This is a genomic window from Salipiger marinus, assembly GCF_900100085.1.
Taxonomy (GTDB): domain Bacteria; phylum Pseudomonadota; class Alphaproteobacteria; order Rhodobacterales; family Rhodobacteraceae; genus Salipiger; species Salipiger marinus.
Genome location: NZ_FNEJ01000006.1, coordinates 156,063 through 173,153, shown reverse-complemented (window position 1 = coordinate 173,153; position 17,091 = coordinate 156,063). Strand labels below are relative to the sequence as shown.

Genomic DNA, 17,091 nt, shown 5'->3' with positions numbered 1-17,091 from the left:
CGGCTCACGGGATGGGCGCCGCAAGCGGGGACAGCATCTGAGGCCGTCCATCCAATGCGCCACGTTCCCCGGCAAAGCCCGCGCTGGCCATGGCCAGCGGTCGCAGCGCCTCTTCGACGCTGCCGCGCAGACAGTTGCGCATCATCACGTCCAGCCCTCCGGTGCCGGGGGGCACCACGCGGGAGGAGGCATCCAGCCTGCGGAAGGCCAGCACGCAGGTCAGATCCGTGCCATTGGTCCAGCGCGCCCAGTGCAGGGTGCCGAGCACGTCTTCTTCGGTGGTGATGGTCAGATCGCGGAAGCTGGTGAAGGGCAGGGGCGGCTCGCCATTGCGGCGCCAGATGGTCAGCGGCTGGAACTGGCCCAGCGAGGTCAGGTTGTTGCCCTGCGTTATCATGAAGACAAAGTTGTCGCCGGGCAGGGTGGTGGTGTTGGGCAGCAGGATGCGCTGTTCGCTGACATTGCGGTAGCGGCGTTCCAGCACAAGCTGCGCCCCCGGATAGCCGACCCAGGCCTGCGACAGATCCTGCTGCACATAGGGGGCGCGGTCGAGCGTGTCGTCAAACTCGCTCCATGTCTTGGGAAAGGTGGAACAGGCCGCACCTGCCAGCAGAACCAGACAGGTCATCAGCGCGCGGGGAAGACCCTTGCGCGCAGGACGTGCACGTCCAGTTGATTGCTTCGCAGATTTCCGCAAACCACGCCCCTCGCCATGCTCTACTGGAATAAGACCCCTTAGCATCACCTACTCACATCTTGGCCGTGTTTGTAAGCAGCGCCGCACTCTTCTCGCAGAGTTGTGGATTCAGAAGCACATAGTTTGCGGTCTTAATGTGGTGATTTCTTGACGGTTGCGGAATGACCGGAACGAAGCCTGTCCCACGGCGCGGCGGCAGGGCGCGGGCGGATCAGAAAAAGAGGTACTGGACCAGCTTCCAGAGACCCCACCACAGCAAGAGCCCAATCAGCGCGAAAGGCGCGATCCACCAGCCGGGTGCATGGCGGCGGGAAGGTCTGCCCTTGGGGTCCGAATCCGGTCGGTCGGGACGCGGACGCTTGGGCGGAGACGTGTTTTTGCGGTTCGTCACCTGATTACTCACCAAAAATGGCGAAGACCGCTTACCGGGCGTGCTTCGGGAAAAAATAAAACTCGTTACCTGCAGAACCGCAGGAGCATTCAGACTATATCAGAAATCATAATGCCGCTTGGGCAGATAATGCAAACAATACCGCATGACTTGCGGGCGACGTTAAGTCGCCCGCTGCTGCCGCACTCCGGAGCGGGTCAGAGGTATTCGTATTGCGGCATTCCCAGCACGTGAAAACCGCCATCCACATGGATGATTTCACCGGTGGTGCAGGCGCCCGCATCGGACACCAGATAGACCGCCGTGCCGCCCACCGCCTCCAGCGTCGCGTTGGACCGCAGCGGCGCGTTCTGGTCGGTGAACTTGTAGGTCTTGCGCGCGCCGCCGATGGCCGCCCCCGCCAGCGTCTTCATTGGACCGGGAGAGATGGCATTGACCCGGATGCCTTCGGGGCCAAGGTCATTGGCCAGATAGCGGGTGGCCGATTCCAGCGCCGCCTTGGCCACGCCCATCACATTGTAATTGGGCACGACGCGCTGGCTGCCCTCATAGGTCAGGGTCAGCAGCGTGCCGCCGTTTTCCACCATCAGCGGATGCGCGCGGCGCGCGACATCGATGAAGGAATAGCAGGAAATATCGAGCGAATGCTTGAAGTTGTCGCGGCTGGTGTTGAGGATCCGCCCCGTCAGTTCCGACTTGTCGGAAAAGGCTATGGCATGCACCAGAAAGTCGATGCTGGGCCAGCGGTCCGCCAGCGCGGCAAAGGCCGCATCCAGCGAGGCGTCGTCGGTCACGTCGACATCGACCATAAAATCCGACCCGACCGAAGCGGCGAGCGGCTCCAGCCGCTTGCCAAAAGCCTCGCCCTGATAGGTGAAGGCCAGCTCTGCCCCCGCGCCATGCAGCGCCTTGGCGATGCCCCATGCGATGGAGCGCTCATTCGCCACGCCCATGACAAGCCCGCGCTTGCCCTTCAGAAGCTCGCTCATTCGTTAAACCTGCCTCAGCCGTTAAATCTGCTCAGCAGCATCGAGCCATTCGTGCCGCCGAATCCGAAGGAATTGGTCATCACCGTATCAAGCCCGGCATTGTCCACGCGGGTGGTCGCAATCTCTGCAGGCTTCAGCGCGGGGTCGAGCGTTTCCACATTGATCGAGGGCGCGATAAAATCGTCCTGCAGCATCAGCAGGCAATAGATCGCCTCCTGCGCGCCGGTGGCGCCTTGGCTGTGGCCGGTCATCGACTTGGTGGAGCTGACGGGGGGCGTGCTGCCCTCGCCAAAGACGCGGCGCACCGCCTCGATCTCGCCGACATCGCCGACCGGGGTCGAGGTGCCATGCGCGTTGATGTAGCCGACGCTGCGGCCCTCGGGCAGGGTGGACAGCGCCAGCCGCATGGCCCGCTCGCCGCCCTCGCCGGACGGGGCCACCATGTCATGACCATCCGAGGTGGCGGCGTAGCCCGTCACTTCGGCATAGATCTTGGCGCCCCGCGCGCGGGCATGCTCCAGCTCTTCCAGCACGACGATGCCGCCGCCGCCGGAGATCACGAAGCCGTCGCGCCCGGCATCAAAGGCCCGGCTCGCCTTTTCGGGGGTGTCGTTATATTTGGAGGACATGGCGCCCATGGCATCGAACAGGCAGGACAGGGTCCAGTCCAGTTCTTCTGCTCCGCCCGCGAACATCACGTCCTGCTTGCCCATCATGATCTGCTCTGCCGCGTTGCCGATGCAATGCAGCGAGGTCGAGCAGGCGGAGGTGATGGAATAGTTGATGCCCTTGATGCGGAAGGCGGTCGACAGGTTGGCGGAGATGGTCGAACACATCGCCTTCGGCACGGCGAAGGGGCCGACGCGCTTGGTGCCGCCGGTCTTCAGCACGGTCTGATGCGCGGTCAGCAGCGCCGAGGTGGAGGGCCCGCCCGATCCTGCCACCAGACCGGTGCGCGGATTGACGATGTCGGATTCTTCCAGCCCCGCATCCGCGATGGCCTGCGTCATGGCGATATGCGCATAGGCCGCACCGGGGCCCATGAAGCGCAGCACGCGCTTGTCCACATGGTCCGCCACGTCGATGGCGGGAGCCCCCGCGATCTGGCTGCGGAAGCCATGCTCCTTCATCTGCTCGTTGGCGGTGATGCCGGATTTGCCTGCCTTCAGCGAGGCGAGCACTTCGGTGGCGGAATTTCCGATGGACGAGACGATGCCCAGTCCGGTGATGACGACGCGACGCATGTTGATCCTCCCTGGATCAGCTCTCGGACAGAGCGACCTTCATGTCCTTGACCTGGTAGATCACTTCCCCATCCGCCTCGACGATGCCGTCGGCAACCCCCATGGTCAGCCGCCGGGTCTGGATCGCCTTGGTGAAATCGATCTTGTAGGTCAGCAGCTTGCGGTCAGGGCGGACCATGCCGGTCAGCTTGACCTCGCCCACACCCAGAGCATAGCCGCGCCCCTGCCAGCCGCGCCAGCCCAGATTGAATCCGGTCAGCTGCCACAGCCCGTCCAGCCCCAGACAGCCGGGCATGATCGGGTTGCCGGGAAAATGGCACTCGAAAAACCACAGGTCCGGCGTGATGTCGAATTCCGCCACCACATGCCCCTTGCCATGAAGCCCGCCATCGCCAGAGATGTCGGTGATGCGGTCCATCATGAGCATGGGCGGCGCAGGAAGCTGAGCGTTGCCCGCGCCGAAAAGTTCGCCGCGCGCGCATTTCAGCAGGTCTTCCTTGCCGAAGCTGGTGGGATAGTCGGCCATGCAGGCAGGCCCTCTTAGTCCTAGGGTTTCAAGTTTCGACCCCCTCTAGCACCGCGCCGCCGCGCCATGCAAGCCTGCGCATCGGCGCGGGGGGTGCACCAGCTTTTGCGCATTTCCGTTTGAAATTCCACAGGCTCAGACCTTATATGGATCTGATGCAGCGACGTGACCGGATGAGGCGATGACTTCTGACGCCATTCAAAGAGGCAGCGACTGGCTGAACCAGGCAGGATTGCGCCCGACGCGGCAGCGTGTGGCGCTTGCCGCCCTGCTTGTCGGCGATGGCCGTAACCGCCATGTGACGGCGGAAAGCCTGTTCGCTTCCGTGCAGGAGCGGGGCGAAAGCGTGTCGCTTGCCACGGTCTACAACACGCTGCGCGCCTTCTGCGATGCGGGGCTGATGCAGGAGGTCACGGTGGATGGCAGCCGCAGCTATTTCGACACCAACACCCATGACCATCCGCATTTCTACTGGGAAGAGGACGGGCATCTGACCGATGCGCCGTCGGACCAGCTTGTGATCGCCAAGCTGCCCGATCTGCCCGAAGGGGCGGAAATCGCCTCTGTCGATGTGGTGATCCGGCTGCGCCGCAAATAGGCGCGGCCCCGGAGCGGCCGCGGCCGCGGAAGAAGAGGAACCTTGCCGGAGTGCGGCGCGTTTGCGCCCTACAGCAAGGAGACTTCATGACCCGCAGATTGACCCTGCAGCGCATCACGCCGCTCAACCATTCCGTTTTTCATCTTGTCTTTGACCGCCCCGAGGGGCTGGCCTTCACCCCCGGTCAGGCGGTGGACATGGCGCTGGACCGTGACGGCTGGCGCGAGACCCGGCATCCCTTCACCTTCACCTCGCTGCCCTCCGAGGAGGCTGCGGAGTTTGTCATCAAGACCTATCCGGAGGATGCGGAGGGCCATGAAGGCATGACCGCCCGCATCGCGCGGATGCAGCCCGGCGATGCCGTGCTGGTCGAGGATCCGTGGGGCGCCATCAAGGACGAGGGTGACGGCCTGTTCCTCGCCGGCGGGGCAGGGGTCACGCCCTTCATCGCCGTGCTGCGCGACAAGCTCGCCCGGGCCGGAACGCTGGAGGGCAACACGCTGATCTTTTCCAACGAGACCGAGCAGGACATCTTCCTCAAGGCCTTTTTCGAGGACATGCCCGGCCTGCGCACCCGGTTCATCGTGACTCAGGACAAGGACAGCGCGCTTTATCATCCGCGCATCGACTCGGCGCTGCTCAAGGATTACCTGCAGCCCGACCGCGACACCTGTTACGTCTGCGGCCCCGATGCCATGCTGGAGGACATGTCGGATCTGCTGCGGGAACGCGGCGTGCCCGCCGACCGCATCGTGACCGAGGATTTTGACTGAACCGCCGCCCGGCTCAGAACCACTGTCCGGGCTCGATCAGCCCCAGATCCAGCAGCTGGCGCGACTGCCAGTCAAACCGGACGGAGCCATGCCATCGGAAGCTGCGGATGCTCTCGCTGGATCCGGGATTGCGCTTCAGCGCCTTGGCGGTGCGGAAGGACATCAGCGCCGCCGTCAGGTTGTGATGCCACGGACAGGCATAGGTGTTGTATTCCTCGTCGCTGAAGGTGTGGTCGCTGCGCAGGCGCAGCCCGCGTGCGGACCGGAACAGCGCGATCCGGTCGATCTTGCGCCGCTCGGGCGGCACATGCTCCTCGTAGCGCCAGCGCAGCCCGCCGAAGAAATCCAGCTGCCGCTCTTTGGGGTGGTTGTGGCGGGCGGGATCGGGCCGCGCCAGCGCGTAATACCCGGTCCGGTCCATCCACGCGTCGTCCAGCGACACCGCGTCCGGGCAGCGGTCCAGATCGCCCGCGTAAAGATCGACCACATAGGTCAGCATGGCCGCGCGGCGTTCTTCGGTGTGAAAGGCCAGCATCTCCGGCACGGAGCGGGTTTCGCTGAACGGATAGAACAGGAATTCCGCATTGTAGCAGTAGAACATCCACAGCCCCGGCGCCGCCTCGCTCAGGCGGTCGACGGCATGCGGCACGGCGCGGTCCGCCGCCGGATCCCAGTCGATGCGCAGCACCTGCGCCGTCAGATCCGGCGCCAGTGCCAGATGCGGCGCCATGAAGGCCAGCACCGGACGGAATCCCAGCTGCAGGTGATGGCGCAGGGTGGTGTCGATCTCGGCCTGATCCTCGCAGAAGATCAGCGCCACGGGGCCGCCGCGCAGTCGGCCCCGGTCCCGCCGCAGGAACGCCTCCAGCCCGCTATACCGCATCACAACCCCGTCACCCGACCCCTGCCGACCCTGTGCAAAAATCTGGTGCATTGCAAGCAGGGGGCGGAATGCGGTATCCGCAGCGCTTGAACCGCCGCGACCGGAGGCCTCCGATGACCCAGCCGAAGAAGCTTTATATCAAGACCTATGGCTGTCAGATGAATGTCTATGACAGCGAACGCATGGCCGAGGCGCTGGGTGGACAGGGTTATGTGGAGACCTCCTCGGCGGAAGACGCCGACATGATCCTGCTCAACACCTGCCACATCCGGGAAAAGGCGGCGGAAAAAGTCTATTCGGAACTGGGCCGCTACCGGGATCTGAAAGATGCCAAGCCGGATCTGAAGATCGGCGTGGCGGGCTGCGTGGCACAGGCCGAAGGCGCCGAGATCATGCGCCGCCAGCCGCTGGTGGATCTGGTGGTGGGCCCGCAGAGCTATCACCGCCTGCCCGAGCTTGAGGCGCAGGCGGGGCAGGGGCGCCGGGCGCTCGACACCGATTTCCCCGAAGAGGACAAGTTCGTCCATCTCAAGGCGCGGCCCAAGGCGAAACGCGGCCCCACCGCCTTTCTGACCGTGCAGGAGGGCTGCGACAAGTTCTGCGCCTTCTGCGTGGTGCCCTATACCCGTGGCGCAGAGGTGTCGCGCCCCGCCGATCGCGTGATGACCGAAGCCCGCGATCTGATCGAACGCGGCGTGCGCGAAATCACCCTGCTGGGCCAGAACGTCAATGCCTATGACGGGCATGACCGGGGTCTGGCCGGGCTGATCCGCGATCTGGCGCGGGTGGACGGGCTGGAACGCATCCGCTTCACCACCTCGCATCCCAATGACATGGACGAGGATCTGATCGCCGCGCATGGCGACTGCGCCAAGCTGATGCCCTATCTGCATCTGCCGGTGCAGGCCGGATCCGACCGCATCCTGAAGCGCATGAACCGCCAGCACACCGCAGAGCAGTATCTGACACTGATCGGGCGGCTGCGCGCCGTCCGCCCCGACCTGCATCTGTCGGGCGATTTCATCGTGGGCTTCCCCGAAGAGACCGAGGCGGATTTTCAGGCCACGCTCGATCTGGTGGAAGCGGTGGGATACGGCTCGGCCTATTCCTTCAAATATTCGCCGCGTCCCGGCACGCCTGCGGCGGAACGCCCGCAGGTGGCCGAGGCCGAAAAGGACGAACGTCTGCAGCGGCTGCAGGCCCTGCTGACCCGCCAGCAGCGCGCCCTGCAGGACGCCATGGTGGGCCGCGAGGTCAGCGTGCTCTTCGAAAAGCCGGGGCGGATGCCGGGGCAGATGGTGGGCAAATCCGACTACCTGCACGCCGTGCATGTGACCGCCGAAGGTCTGGCGCCCGGCGATCTGCGCCGCGTGCGCGTGCTGGAAAGTGGTCCCAATTCGCTGAAAGCGGCGCTGGTCTGAGGCAGGGCCTGCCGCGTTTTTGTCACAGATCCTCTGAAATCGTGGGGCTTTGCCCCCGTTCCGGAAACAGAGCGAAGAGCATTGCGGGGCTGTTGCGCAGGGAGCCACAATATCTGGTGGTTTTTTCTTCACAGCCGCAATTTTACTGCTACTCTTTTGAATATAGTGAGTTTGCGCGCGCTCTCGAATCCGGGCCACGCGCGGCTTGGGGGACGTAACTTTTTACATAGGGACAGAGGCTGTGGCAAAACGCATTACCAAAGCCTTCCGCGGCGCCTGTTGCGCCGTGGCACTGGCCGCTCTGGCTGCCACCGGGGCGACGGCACCCGCATCGGCAGACAGCAGCGGCATGGCCGATCCGGTCATCTCGACGCAGAACACCCGCACCATCATCGGGGAACGTTATATCCCCGGCATTTCCATCTCGCCCGATGGCTGCGAAATCTGGGTGATGGATGACGGCGTCGAAGGCTATGCCGTGTCCCGCGTGACCCGGGATGGCCGCCCGGTCTGCCGCGACATCAATGTCTGCGGCACGCTGAACACCGATCAGTATTTTGCCACCGACAGCTACAAGATCTATCCGCAGGCCCGCGCCCGTCTGGAACAGTTCTTCCGGCAGGCCAATGCCTTCGGCTACATCATCGTGGGCCATACCGATGCCCGCGCCAGCCACGCCTATAACGAACGGCTCAGCTACAACCGCGCCAATTCGGTGGCCGCCGTCGCGAACAATATCGGATCGCGCGTGATCGACGTGCGCGGCTATGGCGAGGTCTACCCGGTGGCGACCAATCGCACCAATGAGGGCATGGCGCAGAACCGCCGCGTCGAAATCCTGTGTGTGCGCTGAGGAGGTGCGGGACATGAAACTCGTGAAACTGAGCCTCGGGCTCGCCGCCGCTGCCCTGCTCTCCGCCTGCGCCACCGATGTGCCCATCGGCGCCGACAAGAGCGTGGACCGCAACTCGGTGGACCGCAAGGATCTGAGCCAGATCAAATGGGGTGTCTGGGTCGATCCCGATGGCTGCGACAACTGGATCGCCGATGACGGCGTCGAAGGCTATCTGGCCCGCCGGCTCGACAAATACGGCAAACCGGTCTGTTCCGGCGTGGCCCCGCCCACGGTGGCCACCGGGGATTTCAAGGGTGGCTCCACCTCGGTCATCGGCGACCCGCTCTGACCTGCCCCCGCCCAAACCTCTGCACAGGCCGCGTGGATCCGCTCCGCGCGGCCTTTTTGTCTATCGCGCCCGCCGGTCCTCCCGATGTGGGCTTGACCCCGCCCCCCGGGGCTTGGCACCATTGTGCCAGTCCCAAGCGCAGGAGACATGCGTGACCACAGGCACCCTGACCGAAGCCATTCTGGAATTTCCGGACAACCGCCTCCTCATAGATCTGTGCGGCGAATTCGACCGCAACCTGACCGATATCGAAGCCCGCACCGGCGTGCAGATCCTGCGCCGCGGCAACCAGCTTGCCCTGCACGGCCCGGCCGAGGCGCAGGATGCCGCGCAGGCGGTGCTGTCTGCCCTCTATCAGCGGCTGGAACAGGGGCGCCCGGTGGGGCGCGCCGACATCGACCGTGAATTCCGCCTTGGCGCCGAAGAGATCGACACCGGCGACCAGCTGGAAATGTTCGCGGGCGGCAAGGTCGAGATCAAGACCCGCAAGAAACTGGTCGAACCGCGGACCGACGCGCAGAAGGCCTATGTGCGCGAACTCTTTCAGAACGAACTGTGCTTCGGCATCGGCCCGGCGGGCACCGGCAAGACCTATCTCGCCGTGGCCGCAGGGGTGAACATGTTCATCACCGGGCAGGTCGACAAGATCATCCTCAGCCGCCCCGCCGTGGAAGCGGGCGAAAAGCTGGGCTACCTGCCCGGCGACATGAAGGACAAGGTCGATCCCTACATGCAGCCGCTTTACGACGCGCTGAACGACTTCCTGCCGGGCAAGCAGCTGGCCCGGATGATGGAGGAAAAGGTGATCGAGATCGCGCCGCTGGCCTTCATGCGGGGGCGTACGCTGGCCAATGCCTTCGTCGTGCTCGACGAGGCGCAGAACGCCACCTCCATGCAGATGAAGATGTTCCTGACCCGTCTTGGCGAAGGTTCGCGCATGGTCATCACCGGCGACCGCACGCAGGTCGACCTGCCGCGCGGCGTGGCCTCGGGGCTGGCCGATGCCGAACGGCTGCTGACCAGCATCCCGCGCATCAGCTTCAGCTACTTCACCTCTGCCGATGTGGTGCGCCACCCCCTTGTGGCCCGGATCATCGAAGCTTACGAAAAAGACGCGGAGCGCGGGGTCTGACCTCGCGCCCGGCTTCTTCTGACCACAAATATCCCGGGGGTCCGGGGGCAGCGCCCCCGGCTTGTTTCATGCCAGATCTGACCGACACCCTGATCGAGGACGACCGCTGGCAGCAGGCGGGGATCGCCCCGCTGGCGGAAACCGCCGCCCGCGCCACGCTGACCCATCTCGGGCTTGATCCCGACGGGTTCGAGATCGCGGTGCTGGCCTGCGACGATGCCCGCATCGCCGAGCTCAACGCCGAATTCCGCGGCAAGCCGGTGCCCACCAACGTGCTGTCCTGGCCCTCGGAAGAGCGCGGCGCAGAAGAGGACGGGGCCGCGCCGGATCTGCCCGAGGCGGAGGACGGACCCTTCGCCACCGAACTTGGCGATCTTGCCATCGCCTATGAGACCTGCGCGCGCGAGGCGGAGGCGGCGGAAAAACGCCTGAGCGACCATGTCACGCATCTGGTCGTTCATGGAACCTTGCATCTTCTGGGCTATGATCACGAACGTGACGCGGATGCCACGCTGATGGAAGGTCTGGAAACAGAAATACTTGGCAATTTGGGCATCGCGGACCCATATGTCAGCGACGGGGGCGGTTAGGCCCCGCAACCACACAGGAACAGAAGGACTCATGGGCGATAGTGACGGCTCGTCTAACGCAGCGCAAAGCGCGCAGCAGACAGAGCAACAAGAGCGTCCGGCAGGATTTTTCCGTCGGATTTTCGGGGGTTTGAACGGTGGCGCCGATACGGACGACGCCGTGGAACAGCCCTCTGGCACCAGCGCGTGGCGACCCGCGCACGGGCTCATCAACCTCCGCCGCATGCGGGTGGAGGATGTGGCGATTCCCAAGGCGGACATCATCGCCGTGCCCGATACCGCAACCCGCGATGAACTGGTCAAGGTCTTCCGCGACAGCGGCATGACCCGGCTGCCGGTCTATTCCGGCACGCTCGACATGCCCGTGGGCATGGTTCACCTCAAGGATTTTGCCCTGCGCCACGGCTTCAACGGCTCCGGGCAGAGCTTCGACATGAAAAAGATGGTGCGCCCGCTGCTCTTCGTGCCGCCCTCCATGCCGATCGGCGTGCTGCTGCAGAAGATGCAGACAGAACGTCGGCACATGGCGCTGGTGATCGACGAATATGGCGGGGTCGACGGGCTCGTGACCATCGAGGATCTGATCGAACAGGTCATCGGCGAGATCGAGGATGAACACGACACCGCCGAGGGTCGCAATTTCTTCCGTGAAAAATCCGGCAGCTGGCTGGCGCTGGCCAAGACCCCGCTCGAAGAATTCGAGGCGGAGACCGGTCTTGCCCTGACCGATCCGGACGAAATCGACGAAGAAGAGATCGACACGCTGGGGGGGCTGGTCTTCATGCTGGCCGGGCACGTCCCCGCGCGCGGCGAGGTCATTCCCCATCCGGCGGGCATCGATTTCGAGGTGGTGGATGCCGATCCGCGCCGGATCAAGCGGCTGCGGGTGCGCCCGCCCGCCTCTGACGCGGCGGATCTGCCGGCCACGCCTGCGCTGCTGCCCGCGCCTTCGGCGGCGGAAACGGCGCAGAGCGGGGCCGGGGACACCCGTGGCTGACAGTCCGGCGCGGCGGATGCCGGACTGGGCGCGTCTGCCGCTGGCCATCGCGGCGGGGCTTCTCATGGCGCTGGGACAGGCGCCATGGGACTTGTGGCTGCTGGCTCTGGCCGGGCTGGCCGGGGCCATGGCGCTTTACGCAGCGCAGCCCGGCCCCCGGCGCGCGGCGCTTTTGGGCTGGGGCGTGGGCTTTGGCTATTTCGGCCTTGCACTCAACTGGATCACCGAGCCGTTTCAGGTGGATGCCGCCGTCACCGCGTGGATGGCGCCCTTTGCGCTGATCCTCATGGCGGCGGGGCTGGCGCTGTTCTGGACGCTGGCTTTCTGGGTCGGGGCCCATGCGCGGCGCGCGCCGCTTTTGGGGCTGGTTGTGGCTTGGGCTGCGGCGGAACTGGCGCGGGCCTATGTGCTGACCGGCTTTCCCTGGGGGCTGGTGGGGTATGTCTGGGAAAAGACCCCCGCGATTCAATGGGTGGCGGTGCTGGGCCCGCACGGGCTGACGCTGGCCACGCTGGCGCTGGCGGCGCTGGCGGCGGGCGCTGTGCGGGGCGCGGCATTGCGCCGCTGGCGTGGCGCCACCCTGAAGGCCGCGCTGACCGCCGGCGGGCTGGTCGCGGCGCTGGCGGGCGGGCAGGCGATGATCCCGCCGCTGCAGGCGCTGGAGGGCCAGCCGGTGGTGCGCCTGATCCAGCCCAATGCGCCGCAGACCCAGAAATGGGACCGGGCGTGGATGCAGTTCTTCTTCGAACGGCAGGTAGAGTTTACCGCCGCGCCCTCGCATGGCAGCCTGCCGCGGCCCGATCTGATCGTCTGGCCGGAAACCGCCGTGCCCACGCTGCTGCACAATGCCGAAGAGGCGCTCGCCGTCATTTCCGATGCGGCCTTTCCCGCCCGTGTCGTGCTGGGCATCCAGCGGCTGGAGGACGAGGCCTTCTACAATTCGCTGGCGCTGGTGGGGCAGGGGGCGGAGGTGCTGCAGGTCTATGACAAGCACCATCTTGTGCCCTTTGGCGAATACATGCCGCTCAAACCGCTGTTCCGGCGGCTGAATTTCAGCGGCCTCGCCGCGCGGGCCGAAGGGGGCTACAGCGCCGGGCCGGGGCCGCAGCTGGTGGATCTGGGCGCCGGTCTGGGCCGGGCTCTGCCGCTCATCTGTTACGAGGCGGTGTTTCCGCAGGATGTGAACGGCTACGCCGAACGGCCCGACCTGCTGCTGCAGATCACCAATGACGCGTGGTTCGGCGAAGCCTCGGGCCCCTATCAGCATCTGGCGCAGGCGCGGATCCGCGCCATCGAACAGGGCCTGCCGCTGCTGCGCGCCGCCAATACCGGCGTGTCGGCGGTGATCGACGGGGCGGGGCGGGTGCTGGTGTCGCTGCCCTTGGGCGAGGCCGGGCATCTGGACGCGCTCTTGCCGCCGCCGCTGCGCGTGACCCCCTACAGCCGGACCGGCGATCTGCCTGCCCTCGCCCTGCTGCTGCTGCTGGGGGCGGCGCTGGCGGTCTGGGGGCGGCGCGTTTGAGATTGACGCGCTTGCCGCAAACCTCTAGCGAGGGGCCTTCACATCCCCGTCACAACGGCTTCCTGGCGTGACGGTCGGTATCCAACGGAGCACTCATGTCCAGACAGAACTATATCTTCACTTCGGAATCCGTTTCCGAGGGTCACCCTGACAAGGTCTGTGACCGCATTTCCGATGCGGTTCTGGACGCCCTGCTGGCCGAGGAGCCGCTGGCCCGCGTCGCCTGCGAAACCTTCGCCACCACCAACCGCGTGGTGATCGGCGGCGAGATCGGCCTTGCCGATCAGGACAAGCTGGCCGGGGTCATGGCGCGCATTCCCGACATCGCCCGCGCCTGCATCAAGGATATCGGCTACGAGCAGGAGAAATTCCACCACGCCACCTGCGAGATCACCAACCTGCTGCACGAACAGTCCGCGCATATCGCCCAAGGCGTCAGCGGCGACCGTGACGGCGCAGGCGATCAGGGCATCATGTTCGGCTATGCCACCAACGAAACGCCCGAGCTGATGCCCGCGCCGATCCTTTATTCCCATGCCGTGCTGAAGCGGCTGGCGGAGGCGCGCAAATCGGGGGCGGAGCCGCTGCTGGGTCCGGATGCCAAATCGCAGTTCTCGGTCCGCTACGAAGGCGGCAGGCCGGTGGGGATCACCACGCTGGTGCTGTCCACCCAGCATACCGACGAACGCCAGACCTCGGACGACATCCGCCGCATCGTGGAGCCCTATATCCGCGAGGTGCTGCCGGAGGGCTGGATCACCGATGCAACCGAATGGTGGGTGAACCCCACCGGGACGTTTGTCATCGGCGGGCCGGATGGCGACGCGGGCCTGACCGGGCGCAAGATCATCGTCGACACCTATGGCGGGGCCGCACCGCATGGCGGCGGCGCCTTCTCGGGCAAGGATCCCAGCAAGGTCGACCGCTCCGCCGCCTATGCCGCGCGCTATCTGGCCAAGAACGTGGTCGCGGCGGGCATGGCCGACCGCTGCACCGTGCAGCTGTCCTATGCCATCGGCGTGGCCAAGCCGCTGTCGATCTATGTGGACACCCACGGCACCGGCGAGGTGGACGCCGCCGCCATCGAACGTGCCATTCCGCGCATCATGGACCTGACGCCGCGCGGCATCCGCACGCATCTGGATCTGAACAAGCCGATCTACGAACGCACCGCCGCCTATGGCCATTTCGGCCGCGCGCCGGAGGCGGATGGCGGGTTCAGCTGGGAACGCACCGATCTGGCCGAGGCTCTGGCCCGCGAGGTCTGAGCCACCGCTATCGCCATCGCAGGGACAGGGGCCGGGGGGACACCTCCGGCCCTTTCCTTATCTGGCGCATCTGGTCAATCCCGCAGCCACATGCCATGCCACGGCGATGGACCTGTGGATCGCCGTCACGCTCTCTGCCGCGTTTTTCCAGACCTTGCGCTTCATGCTGCACAAGGTGCTCAGCACGGGTGCGCTCAGCAGCACCGGATCGACCTTTGCCCGCTTCGCCTATGCCTCCCCGGGGGCGCTGCTGGTGGTGGGGGGCTATCTGGTCTGGACCGGGCAGGACTGGCCGCATCTGACGCCTGCCTTCTGGGCCTATGCGATGATGGGCGCGCTGGGGCAGATCCTTGCCACCATCTTCGTGGTGATGCTGTTCCAGCAGCGCAATTTTGCCGTGGGCATCACCTTCAAGAAGACCGAAGTCATCCAGACCGCGCTGGTCGGGCTGGCGATCCTTGGCGAAAACCTGTCCGCCGCAGGCTGGGGCGCGATCCTTGTCGGGCTGGTGGGGGTGCTGCTGCTGTCGGAAACGCCGGGCCTGTCGGGCAACTGGCTGCGCCGCATGGCGACGCGGTCGGTGGCGCTGGGTCTGGCCTCGGGGTTTTTCTTTGCCTTTTCCGGGGTGGGCTATCGCGGCGCCTCGCTGCAGATCGCGTCGGATGCGCCGTTCCTGCGGGCGGGGGTCACGCTGGTCTGCGTGACCCTGTCGCAGAGCCTTGCCATGGCGCTGTGGCTGCGGCTGGTGGAGCCGGGGCAGATCACCGCCGTCTGGGCCGCGCGGCGCCGCGCCATCTGGCTGGGGCTTGCCTCCATGGCGGGGAGCCTGTCGTGGTTCACCGCCTTCACGCTGCAGACCGCCGCCTATGTGCAGGCGCTGGGGCAGGTGGAGCTGGTGTTCTCGCTCATGGCCTCGGTGCTGTTCTTCCGCGAACGGATCACGCGGCGTGAACTGGTGGGGATCGGGGTGCTGTCGCTGTCGGTGCTGATCCTCGTGCTGGTGCTGTAGCGCCGCTTCCGGGTTGCGCCCGGCCCCGCGCCCTGCCAGTTTCCCGCCAGATCAGGAGACCGCCATGCCCTTTACCCTTGCCACATGGAACATCAACTCCGTCCGCCTGCGCGAGGCGCTGGTCAGCCGTCTGCTGACCGAGGAACAGCCCGACGTGCTGTGCCTGCAGGAGATCAAGACGCCGCTGGAGAAGATGCCGCTCGACGGCTTCCGGGCGCTTGGCTACACCCATGTCGTCGCGCGCGGGCAGAAGGGATATAACGGCGTGGCCATCCTGTCCAAGCTGCCGCTGCTGGACGCGGGCGATCAGGATTTCGCCACGCTGGGCCATGCCCGCCATGTGGCGGCGCGGCTGGAAAACGGCGTGACGGTGCATAATTTCTATGTCCCCGCCGGCGGCGACGTGCCCGACCGCGCCGTGAACGAAAAATTCGGCCAGAAGCTCGATTACCTCACCGGCATGCGCGACTGGTTCCATGGTGCGCCGCCGGAAAAATCGATCCTTGTCGGCGATCTGAACATCGCCCCGCGCGAGGATGACGTGTGGTCGCACAAGCAGCTTCTGAAGATCGTGTCGCACACCCCCGTCGAGGTGGAGCATCTGGCGCAGGTGCAGGACGCGGGCGGCTGGGTCGACATCACGCGGCAGGACATCCCCGAGGGGCTGCTTTATTCGTGGTGGTCCTACCGGGCCAAGGACTGGGACGCCGCCGACAAGGGCCGCCGTCTGGATCACATCTGGGCCACGCCGGACATCGCGTCGGCGGGGCACGGGTCGCGCATCCTGCGGGCGGTGCGCGGCTGGGACCAGCCTTCGGATCATGCGCCGGTCTTTGCCAGCTTCGATCTTTAGGGACTGCGGCTTCGGGGCGCTTCCCCTTGCAACCCAAGGCCGCTTGCGCCATCTGTCTGCGAGACGTGACCGCAACCGGCGGAGGGCAAGATGCTGGAACTGGGCAAGACGCAGGCTCCGAAAGAGGAGCTGGTCAAGGACGTAAGCGAGGCCGATTTCATGGCCGAGGTGGTGGACCTGTCGATGCAGGTTCCCGTCATCGTCGATTTCTGGGCGCCGTGGTGCGGCCCCTGCAAGACGCTGGGCCCCGCACTGGAAAAGGCGGTGGAAGAGGCCAAGGGCGCGGTGCGCATGGCCAAGGTGAACGTGGACGAGGCGCAGATGATCGCAGGCCAGCTGCGCATCCAGTCGATCCCCACGGTTTACGCCTTCTACAAGGGTCAGCCGATCGACGGGTTTCAGGGCGCGCTGCCCGCCTCCGAGGTCAAGGCGTTCATCGAACGTGTGGTGAAAGCGGCCGGGGGGGATGCCTCTGGCGGGCTGGATGAGGCCATCGCCGCCGCCGAAGAGATGCTGGAGCAGGGTGCCGCCGAAGATGCGGGCGCGATCTTCGCCGCCATTCTGGAGGAACAGCCGGAACATGCCGCCGCTTATGGCGGGCTGGTGCGGGTTCAGCTGGCGCTGGGGGATGTCGAACAGGCCGAGGCGGTGCTGAACGGCGCGCCCGTGGCCATCTCCAAGGCGCCCGAGCTGGAAGCCGCGCATGCCCAGATCGAACTGGCCAAGCAGGCCGCCAATGCCGGTCCCGTGGCCGAGCTGCAGGCGCAGGTGGAGGCCAATCCCGACGATCTGCAGGCGCGTTTCGATCTGGCCAAGGCACTGCATGCGCATGGCAATGTGGCCGAGGCGGTCGACCAGCTTCTGGACCTGTTCCGCCGCGACCGCGACTGGAATGACGGCGCCGCCAAGGCGCAGCTCTTCACCATTTTCGAAGCGATGAAGGCCAATGACCCGGTGGTGCTGAACGGTCGGCGCAAACTCAGCTCGATGATATTTGCCTGAGCGGCCTGACGC

Annotated in this window: 18 protein-coding genes and 1 riboswitch; of the genes, 13 read left to right on the top strand and 5 right to left on the bottom strand. The window is 65.6% G+C overall.

Annotated elements, in window-relative coordinates:
- Positions 1–4: 4 nt before the first annotated feature.
- From BLR51_RS08685 to fabA, 4 genes are all read right to left on the bottom strand, one after another.
- Positions 5–628 (bottom strand): hypothetical protein, encoded by a 624-nt coding sequence (locus BLR51_RS08685; protein WP_089845928.1) that lies wholly within the window; start codon positions 626–628, stop codon positions 5–7.
- A 657-nt stretch (positions 629–1,285) separates the two neighbouring features.
- Positions 1,286–2,077 carry an enoyl-ACP reductase FabI gene (locus BLR51_RS08680; RefSeq protein WP_089845927.1) on the bottom strand — a complete coding sequence of 264 codons (792 nt, stop codon included), beginning with the start codon at positions 2,075–2,077 and terminating at the stop codon, positions 1,286–1,288.
- 14 nt (positions 2,078–2,091) lie between these two features.
- On the bottom strand, positions 2,092–3,321 hold the full coding sequence (gene fabB / locus BLR51_RS08675; RefSeq protein WP_089845925.1) for a beta-ketoacyl-ACP synthase I: 1,230 nt from the start codon (positions 3,319–3,321) through the stop codon (positions 2,092–2,094).
- A gap of 16 nt (positions 3,322–3,337) precedes the next feature.
- Positions 3,338–3,847, bottom strand: a complete 510-nt coding sequence (gene fabA / locus BLR51_RS08670; protein WP_089845923.1) for a bifunctional 3-hydroxydecanoyl-ACP dehydratase/trans-2-decenoyl-ACP isomerase — start codon at positions 3,845–3,847, stop codon at positions 3,338–3,340.
- 181 nt (positions 3,848–4,028) lie between these two features.
- On the opposite strand from fabA, the gene irrA reads away from it, so the two are divergent.
- Positions 4,029–4,445 (top strand): iron response transcriptional regulator IrrA, encoded by a 417-nt coding sequence (irrA, locus tag BLR51_RS08665; RefSeq protein WP_089845920.1) that lies wholly within the window; start codon positions 4,029–4,031, stop codon positions 4,443–4,445.
- Between the two features lie 86 nt (positions 4,446–4,531).
- Positions 4,532–5,218, top strand: coding sequence for an FAD-binding oxidoreductase (locus BLR51_RS08660; RefSeq protein ID WP_089845918.1), 687 nt, complete (start codon positions 4,532–4,534; stop codon positions 5,216–5,218).
- 13 nt (positions 5,219–5,231) lie between these two features.
- Here the strand turns inward: BLR51_RS08660 and BLR51_RS08655 are convergent, their stop codons facing one another.
- Entirely contained in the window at positions 5,232–6,101 is an 870-nt protein-coding gene (locus BLR51_RS08655) for a hypothetical protein (protein WP_089845916.1), read from the bottom strand.
- A gap of 113 nt (positions 6,102–6,214) precedes the next feature.
- Here BLR51_RS08655 and miaB point away from each other — a divergent pair, with 113 nt between their 5' ends.
- The 11 genes from miaB to BLR51_RS08600 all read left to right on the top strand — a co-directional run bounded on the left by miaB (position 6,215) and on the right by BLR51_RS08600 (position 17,079).
- A complete protein-coding gene (miaB, locus tag BLR51_RS08650; RefSeq protein ID WP_089845915.1) occupies positions 6,215–7,522 on the top strand; it encodes a tRNA (N6-isopentenyl adenosine(37)-C2)-methylthiotransferase MiaB in 1,308 nt (435 codons plus the stop codon).
- A 241-nt stretch (positions 7,523–7,763) separates the two neighbouring features.
- On the top strand, positions 7,764–8,375 hold the full coding sequence (locus BLR51_RS08645; protein ID WP_089845913.1) for an OmpA family protein: 612 nt from the start codon (positions 7,764–7,766) through the stop codon (positions 8,373–8,375).
- A gap of 13 nt (positions 8,376–8,388) precedes the next feature.
- Positions 8,389–8,706: a hypothetical protein gene (locus BLR51_RS08640; protein WP_089845910.1), complete on the top strand. Its 318-nt coding sequence runs from the start codon at positions 8,389–8,391 to the stop codon at positions 8,704–8,706.
- Positions 8,707–8,857: 151 nt separating this feature from the next.
- A complete protein-coding gene (locus BLR51_RS08635) occupies positions 8,858–9,838 on the top strand; it encodes a PhoH family protein (protein WP_089845908.1) in 981 nt (326 codons plus the stop codon).
- A gap of 68 nt (positions 9,839–9,906) precedes the next feature.
- A complete protein-coding gene (gene ybeY / locus BLR51_RS08630) occupies positions 9,907–10,428 on the top strand; it encodes an rRNA maturation RNase YbeY (RefSeq protein WP_089845906.1) in 522 nt (173 codons plus the stop codon).
- Between the two features lie 31 nt (positions 10,429–10,459).
- A complete protein-coding gene (locus tag BLR51_RS08625; RefSeq protein WP_089845904.1) occupies positions 10,460–11,425 on the top strand; it encodes a hemolysin family protein in 966 nt (321 codons plus the stop codon).
- A 16-nt stretch (positions 11,426–11,441) separates the two neighbouring features.
- Positions 11,442–12,947, top strand: coding sequence for an apolipoprotein N-acyltransferase (lnt, locus tag BLR51_RS08620; protein ID WP_089845903.1), 1,506 nt, complete (start codon positions 11,442–11,444; stop codon positions 12,945–12,947).
- Positions 12,948–12,990: 43 nt separating this feature from the next.
- Positions 12,991–13,039: riboswitch (SAM-SAH riboswitch) on the top strand.
- Positions 13,040–13,042: 3 nt separating this feature from the next.
- Positions 13,043–14,215, top strand: a complete 1,173-nt coding sequence (gene metK, locus BLR51_RS08615; protein ID WP_089845902.1) for a methionine adenosyltransferase — start codon at positions 13,043–13,045, stop codon at positions 14,213–14,215.
- Positions 14,216–14,321: 106 nt separating this feature from the next.
- The gene (locus tag BLR51_RS08610; RefSeq protein WP_089845901.1) at positions 14,322–15,224 is read left to right on the top strand and encodes an EamA family transporter; all 903 of its coding nucleotides are present in this window, start codon (positions 14,322–14,324) and stop codon (positions 15,222–15,224) included.
- 64 nt (positions 15,225–15,288) lie between these two features.
- Positions 15,289–16,077 carry an exodeoxyribonuclease III gene (locus tag BLR51_RS08605; RefSeq protein ID WP_089845900.1) on the top strand — a complete coding sequence of 263 codons (789 nt, stop codon included), beginning with the start codon at positions 15,289–15,291 and terminating at the stop codon, positions 16,075–16,077.
- Between the two features lie 90 nt (positions 16,078–16,167).
- Positions 16,168–17,079 (top strand): thioredoxin family protein, encoded by a 912-nt coding sequence (locus BLR51_RS08600; protein WP_089845899.1) that lies wholly within the window; start codon positions 16,168–16,170, stop codon positions 17,077–17,079.
- Positions 17,080–17,091 lie beyond the last annotated feature (12 nt).

Excerpts from the sequence above, each read along its gene's own strand:
- miaB (WP_089845915.1), top strand. The coding sequence starts at position 6,215 with ATGACCCAGCCGAAGAAGCTTTATATCAAGACCTATGGCTGTCAGATG.
- fabA (WP_089845923.1), bottom strand. The coding sequence starts at position 3,847 with ATGGCCGACTATCCCACCAGCTTCGGCAAGGAAGACCTGCTGAAATGC.
- BLR51_RS08660 (WP_089845918.1), top strand. The coding sequence starts at position 4,532 with ATGACCCGCAGATTGACCCTGCAGCGCATCACGCCGCTCAACCATTCC.
- BLR51_RS08625 (WP_089845904.1), top strand. The coding sequence starts at position 10,460 with ATGGGCGATAGTGACGGCTCGTCTAACGCAGCGCAAAGCGCGCAGCAG.
- fabB (WP_089845925.1), bottom strand. The coding sequence starts at position 3,321 with ATGCGTCGCGTCGTCATCACCGGACTGGGCATCGTCTCGTCCATCGGA.
- lnt (WP_089845903.1), top strand. The coding sequence starts at position 11,442 with ATGCCGGACTGGGCGCGTCTGCCGCTGGCCATCGCGGCGGGGCTTCTC.
- BLR51_RS08610 (WP_089845901.1), top strand. The coding sequence starts at position 14,322 with ATGGACCTGTGGATCGCCGTCACGCTCTCTGCCGCGTTTTTCCAGACC.
- BLR51_RS08600 (WP_089845899.1), top strand. The coding sequence starts at position 16,168 with ATGCTGGAACTGGGCAAGACGCAGGCTCCGAAAGAGGAGCTGGTCAAG.
- BLR51_RS08640 (WP_089845910.1), top strand. The coding sequence starts at position 8,389 with ATGAAACTCGTGAAACTGAGCCTCGGGCTCGCCGCCGCTGCCCTGCTC.
- metK (WP_089845902.1), top strand. The coding sequence starts at position 13,043 with ATGTCCAGACAGAACTATATCTTCACTTCGGAATCCGTTTCCGAGGGT.
- irrA (WP_089845920.1), top strand. The coding sequence starts at position 4,029 with ATGACTTCTGACGCCATTCAAAGAGGCAGCGACTGGCTGAACCAGGCA.
- BLR51_RS08655 (WP_089845916.1), bottom strand. The coding sequence starts at position 6,101 with ATGCGGTATAGCGGGCTGGAGGCGTTCCTGCGGCGGGACCGGGGCCGA.
- ybeY (WP_089845906.1), top strand. The coding sequence starts at position 9,907 with ATGCCAGATCTGACCGACACCCTGATCGAGGACGACCGCTGGCAGCAG.
- BLR51_RS08685 (WP_089845928.1), bottom strand. The coding sequence starts at position 628 with ATGACCTGTCTGGTTCTGCTGGCAGGTGCGGCCTGTTCCACCTTTCCC.
- BLR51_RS08680 (WP_089845927.1), bottom strand. The coding sequence starts at position 2,077 with ATGAGCGAGCTTCTGAAGGGCAAGCGCGGGCTTGTCATGGGCGTGGCG.
- BLR51_RS08605 (WP_089845900.1), top strand. The coding sequence starts at position 15,289 with ATGCCCTTTACCCTTGCCACATGGAACATCAACTCCGTCCGCCTGCGC.